This is a genomic window from Corynebacterium sp. HMSC074A01 (genome assembly GCF_001831515.1).
GTDB lineage: Bacteria > Actinomycetota > Actinomycetes > Mycobacteriales > Mycobacteriaceae > Corynebacterium.
In genome coordinates, this window is the sequence record NZ_KV825630.1 from 228681 (window position 1) to 243086 (window position 14406).

Genomic DNA, 14406 nt, shown 5'->3' on the forward strand with positions numbered 1-14406 from the left:
GAATTACAGTCTAGAAAACACTCGAGATCGTACCCGACAGAAAGAGGCGAGGACCTGCCGTGAGCAGCGATAACACGTTCGGCCAGAATGATTGGCTGGTTGACGAGATGTTCCAGCAGTACCAGGAGGACCCAAATTCCGTAGACGCGGAGTGGCGCAAGTTCTTTAAAGCCAAGGGCGGCCCCAGTTCTGCAAACAACGCGAAGCGCGGCGCAGGCAAGGCCAACACGGCCTCCGCGCCGAAGACCGACGCGAAGGTCGCTGCCACCACTGGCGCCCCAAGCCAGGATGGCCGCGAGACCCAGGTCGACAGCGCCGCCAAGAAGGCGAAGGCCACCTCCAACAAGCAGACTTCCGCGCTGCCCAAGCCGAAGAAGTCGCCGCTTGATGGCATCAACGACGTGAAGGTGGAGCCGGGCTATCACCTGCTCAAGGGCGCGTTCAAGGCGATTGCCAAGAACATGAACGAGTCCCTTGAGGTTCCCACCGCCACGACCGTGCGCGATATGCCGGTCAAACTGATGTTTGAGAACCGCTCGCTGATCAACGATCACCTCAAGCGCACCCGCGGCGGCAAGATCTCCTTTACCCACATCATCGGCTACGCGATTGTCCAGGCCACCAAGCTGCACCCGGCCATGAACGAGAACTACAAGGAGGACGAGAAGAAGTCCTTCGCAGTGCAGCCGGAGCACATCAACCTCGGCCTGGCCATCGACCTGCCGAGCAAGGACGGCTCCCGCTCGCTGGTCGTCGCCGCGATCAAGGAAACCGAGAAGCTCGCCTTCGACGAGTTCATTGACGCCTACGAGGACATTGTTCGCCGCGCCCGCGACGGCAAGCTGACCATGGACGACTTCTCCGGCGTGACCATTCAGCTGACCAACCCGGGCGGCATCGGTACCCGTCACTCCATCCCGCGCCTGACCAAGGGCCAGGGCACCATCGTCGGCGTCGGCGCCATGGACTACCCGGCCGAGTTCGCCGGGGCATCCGAGGACCGTCTCGCGGAGCTCGGCGTGGGCAAGCTGGTCACCCTGACCTCCACCTACGACCACCGCGTCATCCAGGGCGCGGAGTCCGGCGAGTTCCTGCGCGACATCTCCCAGCTGCTTATCGACGACAAGTTCTGGGACGAGATCTTCACCGCCCTCAACATCCCCTACTCCCCGATGCGCTGGGCACAGGATCTGCCGAACTCTGGTGTCAACAAGGACACCCGCGTCATGCAGCTCATCCAGGCCTACCGCTCCCGCGGCCACCTCATCGCCGATACCAACCCACTGCGCTGGCACCAGCCAGGCCTGCCGGTGCCGGACTCGCGCGACCTGCTGCTCGAGTCCCACGGCCTGACCATCTGGGACCTGGACCGCACCTTCCACGTCGGCGGCTTCGGCGGCAAGGAGACCATGACCCTGCGTGAGGTCATGTCGCGCCTGCGCGCCGCCTACACCCTGCACGTCGGTGCCGAGTTCACCCACGTGATGGACCGCGACGAGCGCGAGTGGCTGCGCGACCGCCTCGAGATCGGCATGCCGAAGCCGACCAGCGCGGAGCAGAAGTACATCCTGCAGAAGCTCAACGCCGCCGAGGCCTTCGAGAACTTCCTGCAGACCAAGTACCTGGGCCAGAAGCGCTTCTCGCTCGAGGGTGCAGAGACCCTCATCCCGCTGATGGACGCCGTGATCGACACCGCCGCAGGCCAGGGCCTCGACGAGGTCGTCATCGGCATGCCGCACCGCGGCCGCCTGAACGTCCTGTTCAACATCGTTGGCAAGCCGGTTGCCACCATCTTCAACGAGTTTGAGGGCAACATGCGTGCAGCCCAGCAGGGCGGCTCCGGCGACGTGAAGTACCACCTCGGCTTCGAGGGCCAGCACATTCAGATGTTCGGCGACGGCGAGATCAAGGTCTCCCTGGCCGCCAACCCGTCCCACCTCGAGGCCGTCGACCCGGTCCTGGTGGGCATGGCGCGCGCCAAGGCCGACCTGCTCAAGGAAGCCGGTATCCGCGAGGACAACCCGGTTGTCCCGATCATGCTGCACGGCGACGCCTCCTTTGCGGGCCTCGGCGTGGTCCAGGAGACCCTGAACCTGTCTCGCCTGCCGGGCTACTCCGTCGGCGGCACCGTCCACATCGTGGTAAACAACCAGATCGGCTTCACCACCACCCCGGATTCCGGCCGTTCCTCCTTCTACGCCACCGACCTGGCTAAGGGCTTCGACTGCCCGGTCTTCCACGTCAACGGCGACGATCCGGAGGCAGCTGCATGGGTGGCCCAGCTGGCCACCGAGTACCGCCGCGAGTTTGGCAAGGACGTCTTCATCGACCTGATCTGCTACCGCCTGCGCGGCCACAACGAGGCCGACGACCCGACGGTGACCCAGCCAGTGATGTATGACCGCATCCACAACCACGACTCGGTGCGTACCCGCTACACCAAGGACCTCATCGGCCGTGGCGACATCACCGCTGAGGACGCAGAGAAGGCCGCACAGGACTTCCACGACCAGCTGGACTCCGTGTTCACCGACGTGAAGGAGAACAAGGGCCAGCCGAGCGAGCAGACCGGTATCACCGACTCGCAGGAGCTCACCCGCGGCTTGGACACCTCGATCAGCGAGGACACCTTCAAGCGTCTCGCCGAGGCCTTCGTGGACCTGCCGGAGGACTTCACCGCGAACAAGCGTCTGAAGTCTGTGATGAAGAAGCGCGGCGGCTCCTTTGCCGACGGCGACATCGACTGGGGTTGGGGCGAGCTGCTCGCCTTCGGTTCCCTAGCCGAGGAGGGCAAGTTCGTCCGCCTCGCCGGCGAGGACTCCCAGCGCGGTACTTTCACCCAGCGCCACGCGGTCCTGTACAACCCGGAGAACGGCGAAGCCTTCAACCCGCTTGATCACAACGCGATCGAGGCCGGAAACGGCGGCCGCTTCGAGGTCTACAACTCCGCGCTCACCGAGTTCGCGGGCATGGGCTTCGAGTACGGCTACACCCTGGGTAACAAGGACGCCATGGTGGCCTGGGAAGCGCAGTTCGGCGACTTTGCCAACGGTGCGCAGACCATCATCGACGAGTACGTCTCCTCCGGCGAGACCAAGTGGGGCGAGCTGTCCTCGCTGACGCTGCTGCTCCCCCACGGCTACGAGGGCCAGGGCCCGGACCACTCCTCGGCACGCATCGAGCGTTACCTGCAGCTTGTCGCCGAGGGCTCCATGACCATCGCCCAGCCGTCGACCCCGGCTAACCACTTCCACCTCCTGCGCCGCCAGGCGCTCGGTGAGATGAAGCGCCCGCTGGTGGTCTTCAGCCCGAAGTCCATGCTGCGTAACAAGGCGGCAGTCTCCCAGCCGTCCGACTTCATCGAGGTGGACCGCTTCCAGTCCGTCATCGACGACCCGAACTTCGTCGAGCGCGGCAACAAGAAGATCGCGGACACGGACAAGGTCACCACGATCATGCTCTGCTCCGGCAAGATCTACTGGGAGTTGGAGAAGAAGCGCGAGAAGGACGGCCGCGACGACGTCGCGATCATCCGCATCGAGATGCTCCACCCGATCCCGTTCAACCGCCTGCGCGACGCGTTTGCCAACTACCCGAACGCGAAGGAGATCCGCTGGGTGCAGGACGAGCCGGCCAACCAGGGTGCATGGCCGTTCTACAACGAGCACCTGCGCAACCTGATCCCGGACATGCCGGAAATGGTCCGCGTCTCCCGCCGCTCCCAGTCCACCACCGCAACCGGTGTGGCGAAGGTGCACCAGCAGGAGGAGAAGGCACTGCTCGAGGAGGCCTTCAAGAAGTAGGCCCGTGCTTCGCGCACACGCCAAAAGACCGGCCCCGGGGATTATCCCCGGGGCCGGTCCCCTTTTTCGCTGTTGTTTAGATGGGCGGCTCCACCTTCGCCTTGACTTGGTTCAAATGAGTGCAGGGCTGGCGGGCCGGTTTTGGGGTCTTCTGTCTTCCGCGGCCGGGAACGGCTGACGGCTAGCGGCGAGGTACTCGCGACGGCGCAGGTCCAAATGGAGCTAGCTCCGTTTAGGAAAACCGTCAGCCCGCGACCTGGGGTTTTACAGCCGGCGCAGGTCCAAATGGAGCTAGCTCCGTTTGGGAAAACCGTCAACCCGCGACCTGGGGATTTGCGGGCGGCGCAGGTCTAAATGGAGCTAGCTCCGTTTGGGAAAACCGTCAACCCGCGACCTGGGCTGTTGCAACCGGCGCAGCTCCAGATGGAGCTAGCTCCATTTAGGAAGACCACTCGTCCCAAATCCGTATTACGGTCCCCGGCGTAAATCCCATCAACGGGCGACCAGTCGGCAAACCAGTCAGGTTAGACGGGCGGCTCTGCCTTCGCGTCGTCCGTGCTTTGCGTCTGCGGATTATCCGGGTTGATGCTGGCGTACTCCATGAGCCACTCCCTGGTGACGTCGCGCACAAGCTCGCCATTATCGACGCGCTCGGCCATCTCCTCGATGTCCTTGGTGGCCATCACGCGCGTAATAAAGTTCAAGCGCTTGATCTCCCGCCGGCTCAGCTTGCCTTCTTTGAACAGCGGGACGAAGTTCTGCGGCAGGCCGGCGGCCGCGGCCTCACTATCGGCGCACCCCTGGGCCGGTGAAGGGTCGACCGTGCGGATGTCGTGCGGGAAGGTGGCCACCAGTGATGCGTAGACCTCGTCCGCCCGCTCGGCGTTCGGGGCCTGCGGTGCCTCTTGGTCGTCCGTGATGTAGGTCTCGGCGGTAGCGCGGTCGAAGTCGTAGAGGAGCGTACCGGTGCAGCTGACCACGAGGTCAATGTCGTCCTCTCGCAGCGTGTCCATGGCGCTGCGCTGCGCAAAATTGGTGTTCGCCGCAATCCCGACCGGGCGCCCGTATGCTGCAAGCACCTGGTTGTAGATCTCGCCCACGACTAGTTGCTCCGAGTCCTCGGGGTTCACACCGATCGACAGGGTCTGCTGCCCGTCGTTTTGGAGCACGCCGAAGTTGGCAAAGGCCTCGCTGCCCGTGCAGCCTGTCAGGCTCAGCGCGCCCGATGCCGCCACCAGTATCGCCGTCGTTCGGCGCAGCGCATCACGCATCGCAGCGCACCTTCCTTTCCACGTGTATGTACCTAGCTTAGTGCTCGCCCTGCTCCGGCTGGGCCTGCGGCTGCCCACTCTGCCGGCTCATCGACGCGATCATGTCACGCGCCCGCATCGCCACGTCCTGCTCGGCGAGCACGTCGTAGTGGCCCGCCACGATGTTGGTGGCCGAGGAGAAGTCGCGCTTGCCGCCGGTGAACCCATAGGCCACCGCAGCGGAGATCACGCCGAAGACCGCACCGATGAACAGCGACATCATCAGGATCGACCAGAGCGCGTCCCCGGGAGAAAACACGCCAACCAGCAAGCCAATAAACAGGCCGAACCACATCCCGGACAGCGCACCGCCACCCAACACCCGCGGCCAGGTGAGCCTGCCGGTGATCTTTTCCACCTGCATCAGGTCGACGCCGACGATGGTGAGCTTTTCCACGGGGAATTCCGCGTCCGAGAGCGCGTCGACTGCGCCTTGGGCCTCGGCGTAGGTGCGGAAGCTGCCGACCGGCCAGCCGGTCGGGATCTCGCGGGACTGCAGCTGGCGGGGGTTCGGGGTAGCCATGCGTGGTGCTCACTTTCTACGGGTCTCTGCAAAACCACCATTGTACTTCGCGCGCCCCGACAGCGGGGCGCGGTGGGCTGAGGCCGACGCACCACCCTATACTGGGGCTGTTATGACTGCTTCTTCTCCCATTACAGAATCCGCGGTGTACGAGGCGCTCGCTCGCGTCGAGGACCCGGAAATTGGCAAACCGATCACCGAGCTCGGCATGGTCGAGTCCGTGGCTATCGACGGTGCCGATGTCGCCGTCGGCGTCTACCTCACCATCGCCGGCTGCCCCATGCGCGACACCATCGAGTCCAACACGCGCGCCGTGCTCGAGGAACTCGACGGCGTGGGCAAGGTCGACGTCACGCTGCACACTATGAGCGATGAGCAGCGCCGCGAGCTCGCCCAGAAGCTGCGCGGCCAGCAAACCGGCCCGGAGATCCCGTTCGCGGACCCCAACTCGCGCACCCGCGTCTTCGCGGTCGCCTCGGGCAAGGGTGGCGTCGGTAAGAGCTCGATGACGGTCAACCTCGCCACCGCGCTCGCCGCGCAGGGGCTGTCCGTCGGCATTGTCGACGCCGACATTTACGGCCACTCCGTCCCCGGACTCATGGGCTCGCAGGACCAAGGACCGACCGTGGTGGATGAGATGATCATGCCGCCGATTGCGCACAACGTGCGCCACATCTCCGTCGGCCAGTTCGTCGAGGGCAACGCGCCGATCGTGTGGCGCGGCCCGATGCTCACCCGCGCCATCCAGCAATTCCTCGCCGACGTCTACTGGGGCGACCTGGACGTACTGTTCATGGACCTGCCGCCGGGCACCGGCGACGTGGCGATCACCGTAGCGCAGCTGGTGCCCAACGCGGAGCTGCTCATCGTGACCACCCCGCAGGCCGCTGCCGCGGAGGTCGCCGAGCGCGCTGGCACCATCTCGCAGCAAACCAACCAGCCGATCGCGGGCGTGATTGAGAACATGTCGGGCATGGTCATGCCGGACGGCTCTACCATGCACATCTTCGGCGAGGGCGGCGGTGCACACGTCGCCGAGCGCCTCACCGCGCTCACCGATGACGAGGTGCCGCTGCTCGGCTCCATCCCCCTGGACCCGAAGCTGCGAGAAAACGGCGACGAGGGCACCCCCGTCGTCCTCTCCCAGCCGGACTCCCCCGCCGCGCGCGCCATCGCCGATGTGGCGGCAAAACTCAAGGTGCGCCGCGACTCGCTCGCGGGCAAGAGCCTCAACCCGCAGGTAAAATAAGCCCGCTAGGTGATATCCGCCCAGGAGAACCCGCCGCCGGATGCGGGCGGATCCTGGCGGCGTGAGCCGTCGGCATTGCGCTTCACCGGCGGTTTCGGGGTGCGCGCCTGGGGGGAATCGTTGAGTGCGGTGCGGGGGTCGATGTCGTCGAGGGCGTGCTCGTCGCCGTCGAAAAGCATCTGCGTAATCGCGCGCTTCGGGCCCATAGCCGCGTACTTGGACACCGTCTCCATGGGCTGGCGGAACTCTTCAAACTCGCCGAGCTCGCCGTTGAGCTCGGCCTTTGCGTTGGTGATGGCCTTGCGCGCCGCGTAGATCGCTGCCCGGACGTCTTCGAGCACGCCCGGCAGCCGCTCTGGCCCGATGATGATCAGGCCGAGCAGGATGATGAAGAAGATCTCGCCCCAACCGATGCTGGAAAACACTGCCCTACTCCTTCTCCCCGCGCCGCTGCAACGTGCGAAACATCATTTCCATCTTATCCAACACCCCGCCGGGTGCCGCGGGCGCATCGTGTGCTGCGAGATCCTCGTGGCGCAACTGGGTCAGGCGCTCCACCAGCGACTGCGGGGCGTGCAACTCCTCGTCGTTGCAGCAGCGCACGCGCTGCGCCGTGCGACGCTGCGTGAGCACCTCAGCCCAGCACTCGGCGCACTGGAGCAGGTGCAGGCGCGCCCTGCGCATGGCGGTCTCGCTCAGCTCGCCGTCCGTGTACGCGGCGATCGCCTCCGGGCTCAGGTGCTCGGTGGAAGAAAAGTGCTTGTGCACCACTTGCTCACACTCCTCTCGCACTTCTCGACGGCACCAGCCTACGCCCTGGCCCGCCCGCACGCCGCCAGGGGCAACTAGCGTGTCCGGATGAGCTCGTGGGCAGAATCGTCGTGCTCAGCCTGCCGCTCCAGCGATTCCCGCAGCTGGATACGGCCGCGGTGGATGCGCGAGCGCACCGTGCCCATCTTCACGCCCAGGGTGTCCGCGATCTCCTCGTAGGTCATGCCGACAACGTCACAGAGCACCACCGCGACGCGGAAGTCGGGGCTGAGCTCGTCCAGCGCGTGCTGCAGGGCCGGGTCGAGGTTGGACACGGTGTAGGCCTGCTCCGGCGTCATGTCGGTGCCGGGGACGCGCTCGTAGTCTTCGGGCAGCGCCTCCATCCGGATGGTGGCGCGGTGGCGCACCATGTCCAAAAACAGGTTGGTGGTGATGCGGTGCAGCCAGCCTTCGAAGGTGCCCGGCTTGTAGTTCTTCAGGCTGCGGAAGACGCGCATGAACGTCTCTTGGGTGAGGTCTTCCGCGTCATGCTGGTTGCCTGAGAGGCGGTACGCCAGGCGGTAGACGCTGTCGGCGTGCTCCGCGACGAGTTCTGCCCAGCTCGGCATCCCTGCCTGCCCGGCATCAAAGGCCGCGGTTCCGGACTTCGGTGTTGCGTCCGGTTGTTGGTCGGCGGTTTCGGGCTGGCGTGTGGAGTCGGAAGGAGGCACCCGACCATTGTGACAGATTCGCCGGTTCTCCGGCAAGCGGTTACCTCCACCATTTTCACGGGTATCCGCTGCCGCTTGCTTGGCGGCCTGGCTATGATGTGCGGTGTGAGTGAGACAGCTTTTTCCCAAATGATCGCCTACGCAAACAAGCGCGCCGCGGCGGACGCGCTCGCCCCGGAGCAAGCCGCCGAAGGCATGCGCCTCGCGCGCACCGAGGCGGAGGAAAACGGTGTGGCGGTGCCTTCCGCCACCGTGTGCGCCCTGCTCACCAGCTTTGCCGCGACGGGTTCGCGCGATGGTGCCCCGCACGGCGCGGTCGCTGTCACCCCGGCGGCCGGTGTGGTGGGGCTGAGCATGCTGCGCGGCCTGCCGGATAAGGCGACGCTGACCTGCATCGAGCCTGAGGCCACGCTGCAGTCCGGCACGAAGCAGGCACTCCGCGCGGGCGGGTACTCGGCCTCGCGCGTGCGCTTCCTCACCGCGCGCCCGCTCGACGTGATGGGCAGGCTTGCCAAGAGCGCCTACCAGCTCATCTACGCGGATGTCTCGCCGGTCGAGCTGGAGCCGATCATCCGCGCCGCGTGGCCGCTGCTCGCCCCCGGCGGCACCCTCGTGCTGGCCGGCTCGCTGCTCGACGGCACGCTTGCCGACGCCACGCGTCGCGACCGCGAAACCGCAGCCGCCCGCGAGGCGGACGACTACGTGGGCGAGTTCGCCGCCGAGCACGACGGCGTGGTCACGCGCCTGCCCCTCGACGGGGGCCTGACGCTGTTGACGAAGCGCTAGATCACTTCGTTCTTACCCACGACAACCACGCCGTTGTCGGAGACACGGTAGCGCTCGCGGTCGCGCTGCATGTCCACTCCGATCAGCTCGCCGTCGGAGACGTAGACGTTCTTGTCCAGGATGCAGTGGCGCACGACCGCACCCTTGCCCACGCGCACGCCCGGCAGGAGGACGGAGCCTTCCACGGTCGCGCCCTCTTCGATCCGCACGTCGGTGGACAGCACGGAGTTGCGCACCGTCGCGCCGGAGACGATCGAGCCGGAGGCGACGATGGATTCCTGCGCGATGCCGCCCATGACGAACTTGGCCGGCGGCAGGTTGCCGTCCTCGGTGGAGTGGATCGGCCAGGAGCTGTTGTAGAGGTTGAACACCGGGTGCGAGGAGATCAGGTCCATGTGCGCCTCGTAGAAGGAGTCGATGGTACCGACGTCACGCCAGTAGCCCTTGTCGCGCTCCGTGGCGCCGGGCACGTGGTTCTCGGAGAAGTCGTAGACGTTCGCCTGGCCCTGGTTGACAAAGTACGGGATGATGTCGCCGCCCATGTCGTGCGCGGAGTCTTCGTTCTGTTCATCTTCCAGCAGGGCCTGTACGAGCGCCTCGGTGGAAAAGACGTAGTTGCCCATGGAGGCGAACGTCATCTCCGGGTCATCCGGGGTCCCCGGCGGGTCTGCCGGTTTTTCCAAAAACTCGGTAATCGTGCCGTCCGGCTCCGACTGGATGCAGCCGAACGCGGTCGCTTCGGCGCGCGGCACGCGAATGCCGGCGACGGTGGCGGCCTTGCCGGAGGCGATGTGGTTTTCCACCATCTGCGACGGGTCCATGCGGTAGACGTGGTCCGCACCGAAGACGAGGACGTAGTCCGGCTTATCGTCGTAGATCAGGTTGAGCGACTGCACGATCGCGTCCGCCGAACCGTTGTACCAGCGCTTGCCGCGCCGCTGCTGAGCGGGCACAGACGCGATGTACTGCGGGGTCGGGCCCGAGACGTTCCACGCGGTGGCCACGTGGCGGTCGAGCGAGTGCGACTTGTACTGTGTCAGCACCGCGATACGCATGTACCCGGCGTTGACCAGGTTGGACAGGACAAAATCGATCAGGCGGTAGTTGCCGCCGAAAGGCACGGCGGGTTTCGCGCGGTCGGCAGTCAGCGGGAACAGTCGCTTCCCCTCGCCGCCCGCAAGGACAATGGCTAGAACTCTTGGCTGGCTTCTCACACTTCCTAAGCGTATTGAAAATGCCCAAACCGTGCAGTGGATCGCCGCGCCGTGTGGGCTTTTTCACCACTTCGGGGCTAGTGGTCCCGCACTTGGCGCACGGTCAATGCAGCGATTCGAATTCGTCACTATCCTCGGGGCCTATGAGAGTCGGAATGATGACCAGAGAGTATCCACCGGAGGTTTACGGTGGTGCCGGCGTCCACGTCACGGAGTTGACGCGCTTTATGCGCAAGCTTGTCGACGTTGACGTGCACTGCATGGGTGCGCCCCGCGACATGGAAGGCGTCTTCGTCCACGGGGTGGACCCGGAGTTGGAAGACGCCAACGGCGCGATCAAGACGTTGTCGACGGGTCTGCGCATGGCGAATGCCGCGGCTGGCCTGGACGTCGTCCACTCCCACACCTGGTACGCGGGCCTGGGCGGTCACCTCGCCGGCCAGCTGCACGAGATCCCGCACGTGGTCACCGCGCACTCGCTCGAGCCGGACCGCCCGTGGAAGCGCGAGCAGCTCGGCGGCGGCTACAACGTCTCCTCCTGGAGCGAGAAGAACGCCATGGAGTACGCGGATGCGGTCATCGCCGTGTCTTCGGGCATGAAGGACGCGATTCTGCGCGCCTACCCGCGCATCGAGCCGGAGAAGGTCCACGTCGTGCTCAACGGCATCGACCCGGGCAACTGGTACCCGGGCGAGACCACCATCACAGAAGAGCTCGGGGTGGATCCGAACAAGCCGATCGCCGCCTTCGTCGGCCGCATCACTCGCCAGAAGGGCGTGCCCCACTTGCTCAAGGCCGCCCAGCTTTTCGACGAGGACATTCAGCTCATCCTCTGCGCTGGTGCGCCGGACACCCCGGAGATCGCGGCGGAGACCGAGGCGCTCGTCGAGAAGCTGCGCACCGAGCGCGACGGCGTGTTCTGGGTCAAGGACATGCTGCCGCCGGAGAAGATCCGCGAGGTCTACGCCGCCGCCGACGTCTTTGTGTGCCCCTCCATCTATGAGCCGCTTGGCATCGTGAACCTGGAGGCGATGGCGTGCGAGACCGCCGTGGTGGCCTCCCGCGTGGGCGGCATCCCGGAGGTGGTCGTTGATGGCGAGACCGGGGTGCTGGTCGACTACGCCGAAGATGACCCAGCAACCTTCGAGCGCGACCTCGCCGAGGCGGTGAACAAGGTCGCGGGCAATACCGCGCTGTCCCAGCGCATGGGCGCAGCCGGCCTTGTGCGTGCTCGCGAGAAGTTCTCTTGGGCTACCATCGCACAGGAAACCGTGGACGTGTACACAACGCTGCTGTAGCGAAGCACGTAAATCGTCGATTAGATCCGTGAGGAACTTGAACTAAGTATGAGCGTTTACAGACCTGAACTGCACGTCACCGCCGAGCGCGGCATCCTCGAAGGTCCGGCGGGCGTGATCCGCGCCGGCGCCCGCGAGCACCACGAGTGGCACATGTTCTACCAGTACAAGCTCGACCCCGATGCGGCGAGCGCGTGGGGCCACGAGGTGAGCGAGAGCGACCCGTTTAGCTGGCTCGAGTGCAACGACGCGATCGTGCCGGTCGGCGGCGAGCTCAACGTGCGCGCCGGCTCCGTCGTCGCCTCGGAGGATTCTGGGGTAGACAGCGATGGCAACCAGGCGATCGACCTCTACTTCACCTCCAACACGGCCGCGGGCAACACCATCCAGCGCGCGCACGCCGATGACCTGGCAGCAATTTCCGACGAGCTCGACGAAGCCGAGGACGGCAGGTTGCTGCCCGCCGCCGGCGTCAAGCGGCTGGGTGCCGTGGTCCAGGATGACGAGGAGTTCACCAGCTTCCGTTCGCCGTGCGTGGTGCGCGATTGGCGCGAGTGCGAGGACCTCGGAGCCACCCACGTCGGCTGGATCATGCTCGCGGTGACCGGCCCGACCGAGTCGCCGCAGCCGGTGGTACTCACCTCCGCCGACGGGCAGGCCTGGAAGGTCGAAGGCGCGCTGATCTTTGAGGGCGAGTCCGGCCTGGATACCACAGGTCGCCTGGTCGCTCCGCGCATCACCCGCCTGCGCGACGAGGTGGACAACGAGATCTACGACGTACTCTTCCTCACAGTCGAGGGCACCGAGCGCGACCGCGCCGTCTACCTCGTGGGCAAGCTCGAAGGCAACGTGTTCAAGGTGACGAGCCCCGCGGCACCGCTGGACTACGGCCACGACTTCACCCGGCCGCGCAACTCCACCTACACGCTGGAGCCGGCCAACGCGCAGGACCGCTTCGAACGCACCTACTTCTTCGGGTTCATGGCCAAGGCGGGCCGTAACATCGACCCCACCGAGGAGCCGAACTGGTCCTCCGAGGGCTGGGCGCGGGCCCTTACTCTGCCGCGCCGCGCCACGCTCCAGCATGGCGTGCTCTACCAGGTGCCCGCCCCCGGGCTGCCGGAGGCGGTGCAGTCCTCGCGCCACGCACTCATGTGGACCGCGCTGTGCGACATCCCGGTCGGCTCGACCGTGGTCGCGGACGTGCTCGACGGCAACGAGGAGCCCGTCGCGGTGATTACGCACAACGGCGAGACGCTCACCGTGGATCGTCTTGATGGCGACCCGGTCGAGGCGAAGGTTAACGAGGACGACGAGGACAACATCACCATCATCGTCGACGGCTCGACCCTCGAGGTCTTCGCCGGTGGCGGCAGCGTGGTGACCTCCTCGCGCATCTGGTCCGAAAGCGGCTACACCGGCATCCGCTCGCGCGTCACGGGTGACGCGGAGATCTTCAACGAGTGGCGCCGCGGCTTCCCCAGCGCCCGCTAGGGACGCAGCTATAAAAGGTAAAAGGGCCAGACCGGGTTTCCCGGCCTGGCCCTTTCTACTGTGTTTAGGCCTTCCGCAGGCGCACCAACTGGCCGCGCGCGGAGACTTCCAGGTGCGAAGGCAGCGTCGCCACGCGCTCCTGCAGCACGTCCGCTTCAATGTGGCGCGCCGAGGGGCTCATGCCCACCTGTGCGGCGATCGCGTCGCGCTCCAAGCGCATCGGGAACTCGATCAGCTGCGGTTCAGCGGCCAGCTCCAGGTGGCCCTGCGCCTGCTCTAGCATCCGCTCAAGCTTGCCCGCCTCGACACCGAGGATGCCGAGCGGCTCGCGCAGCTCGTCCAGGTGGCCCTGGTGCGCCAGCAGCACCACCACTTCCCCACCCGGGGCGAGTACGCGGGCGAACTCTGCTGGGTTGCGGGGCGCGAACACGTCGGTAATCGCGTGGATGCTCTCGTCGCGCACCGGCAGACCGGCCCACACGTCCGCGACGATCGCGCCGACGCGCGGGTGCGACTTGGCCAGGTGCTTCGCGGCCGGGACCGAAATGTCCAGGCCCACGCCGCGCGCGCCGACGATGCTGTCCAGCGTGTGCGCCAGGTAGTAGCCGGTGCCCGCGCCGACCTCGAGGACGGTCGGGTCAGCCGCAAGCGGGGCACTGTGTTCGAGCACGTCCTGGACGTGCTCGGTGACCGACTCGACGAAGGGCGCAAAGTGGCCCTGCGCCAGGAAAGCTTCGCGGGAGTTGACCATCTCCAGCGAATCGCCTTCGTGGTTGAGCCCCTTGCCGCTGGCGAGGGTGACGTAGCCCTGTTTGGCCACGTCATAAGAATGCCCCGTTTCCGAGACGAGGCGCGCAAAGTCGTCCTCGCCGCGTAACGGGGAAAGGTCTACCGGGTCCGCAAGCACGTCCACAATGTCTTTGAGCATGTGGAAATCCTACCGCACTTGGCGGCCGTCCCAGCAGTTGTAGGGTGGAGCCTGGCTTATTCGCCTGCCGCCTCGGTGAGAAGGGCGCCGAGCTCGGCTGCCTCTTCCTTGCTCATCTCCACGACGAGGCGCCCGCCGCCGTCGGATGGAATGCGCATCACAATCTTGCGGCTCTCTTCTACAGCTTCCATCGGACCGCTACCAGTGCGCGGCTTCATTGCTGCCATGCGTATTCTCTCCTTCAGACTCAACAATGTATGAAGTACATGATACGCGCTTTTACCCGACGATAGCGTGTTCCTGCAGCATATCCGCAGGTA

13 protein-coding genes are annotated in these 14406 nt (G+C 65.7%); 5 read left to right on the forward strand and 8 right to left on the reverse strand.

From position 1 onward, the window contains the following. Positions 1-59: 59 nt before the first annotated feature. Entirely contained in the window at positions 60-3803 is a 3744-nt protein-coding gene (locus HMPREF2550_RS10790; RefSeq protein ID WP_038589784.1) for a multifunctional oxoglutarate decarboxylase/oxoglutarate dehydrogenase thiamine pyrophosphate-binding subunit/dihydrolipoyllysine-residue succinyltransferase subunit, read from the forward strand. A gap of 524 nt (positions 3804-4327) precedes the next feature. Here the strand turns inward: HMPREF2550_RS10790 and HMPREF2550_RS10795 are convergent. Then, positions 4328-5074 (reverse strand): hypothetical protein, encoded by a 747-nt coding sequence (locus HMPREF2550_RS10795; protein WP_070791042.1) that lies wholly within the window; start codon positions 5072-5074, stop codon positions 4328-4330. Positions 5075-5111: 37 nt separating this feature from the next. After that, complete coding sequence (locus HMPREF2550_RS10800; RefSeq protein ID WP_038589778.1) at positions 5112-5636, reverse strand: YflT domain-containing protein; 525 nt, start codon at positions 5634-5636, stop codon at positions 5112-5114. 112 nt (positions 5637-5748) lie between these two features. Here HMPREF2550_RS10800 and HMPREF2550_RS10805 point away from each other — a divergent pair, with 112 nt between their 5' ends. After that, positions 5749-6885, forward strand: a complete 1137-nt coding sequence (locus HMPREF2550_RS10805; protein ID WP_038589774.1) for an Mrp/NBP35 family ATP-binding protein — start codon at positions 5749-5751, stop codon at positions 6883-6885. A gap of 5 nt (positions 6886-6890) precedes the next feature. On the opposite strand, the gene HMPREF2550_RS10810 is transcribed toward HMPREF2550_RS10805, so the two are convergent. The 3 genes from HMPREF2550_RS10810 to sigE form a co-directional block, all read right to left on the reverse strand. Next, entirely contained in the window at positions 6891-7310 is a 420-nt protein-coding gene (locus tag HMPREF2550_RS10810; RefSeq protein WP_038589771.1) for a twin-arginine translocase TatA/TatE family subunit, read from the reverse strand. A gap of 4 nt (positions 7311-7314) precedes the next feature. Then, on the reverse strand, positions 7315-7653 hold the full coding sequence (locus tag HMPREF2550_RS12580; RefSeq protein WP_070763157.1) for an anti-sigma factor family protein: 339 nt from the start codon (positions 7651-7653) through the stop codon (positions 7315-7317). A gap of 77 nt (positions 7654-7730) precedes the next feature. Then, on the reverse strand, positions 7731-8366 hold the full coding sequence (sigE, locus tag HMPREF2550_RS10820; RefSeq protein WP_083317023.1) for an RNA polymerase sigma factor SigE: 636 nt from the start codon (positions 8364-8366) through the stop codon (positions 7731-7733). 96 nt (positions 8367-8462) lie between these two features. Here sigE and HMPREF2550_RS10825 point away from each other — a divergent pair, with 96 nt between their 5' ends. Continuing rightward, a complete protein-coding gene (locus tag HMPREF2550_RS10825) occupies positions 8463-9152 on the forward strand; it encodes an O-methyltransferase (RefSeq protein WP_349018739.1) in 690 nt (229 codons plus the stop codon). On the opposite strand, the gene glgC is transcribed toward HMPREF2550_RS10825, so the two are convergent. Beyond that, a complete protein-coding gene (glgC, locus tag HMPREF2550_RS10830) occupies positions 9149-10366 on the reverse strand; it encodes a glucose-1-phosphate adenylyltransferase (RefSeq protein ID WP_070763030.1) in 1218 nt (405 codons plus the stop codon). The genes HMPREF2550_RS10825 and glgC overlap by 4 nt on opposite strands. A 143-nt stretch (positions 10367-10509) precedes the next feature. Between glgC and glgA the strand changes: the two genes are divergently transcribed. Both glgA and HMPREF2550_RS10840 read left to right on the forward strand, forming a co-directional pair. Further along, a complete protein-coding gene (gene glgA, locus HMPREF2550_RS10835) occupies positions 10510-11664 on the forward strand; it encodes a glycogen synthase (RefSeq protein ID WP_070791044.1) in 1155 nt (384 codons plus the stop codon). A 48-nt stretch (positions 11665-11712) separates the two neighbouring features. After that, entirely contained in the window at positions 11713-13158 is a 1446-nt protein-coding gene (locus HMPREF2550_RS10840; protein ID WP_070791046.1) for a GH32 C-terminal domain-containing protein, read from the forward strand. 64 nt (positions 13159-13222) lie between these two features. On the opposite strand, the gene HMPREF2550_RS10845 is transcribed toward HMPREF2550_RS10840, so the two are convergent. Together HMPREF2550_RS10845 and HMPREF2550_RS10850 are read right to left on the reverse strand one after the other, a co-directional pair. Then, positions 13223-14086, reverse strand: a complete 864-nt coding sequence (locus HMPREF2550_RS10845) for a methyltransferase domain-containing protein (RefSeq protein WP_070791048.1) — start codon at positions 14084-14086, stop codon at positions 13223-13225. A gap of 56 nt (positions 14087-14142) precedes the next feature. Continuing rightward, on the reverse strand, positions 14143-14313 hold the full coding sequence (locus HMPREF2550_RS10850) for a DUF3117 domain-containing protein (RefSeq protein WP_070763036.1): 171 nt from the start codon (positions 14311-14313) through the stop codon (positions 14143-14145). Positions 14314-14406: the final 93 nt, after the last annotated feature.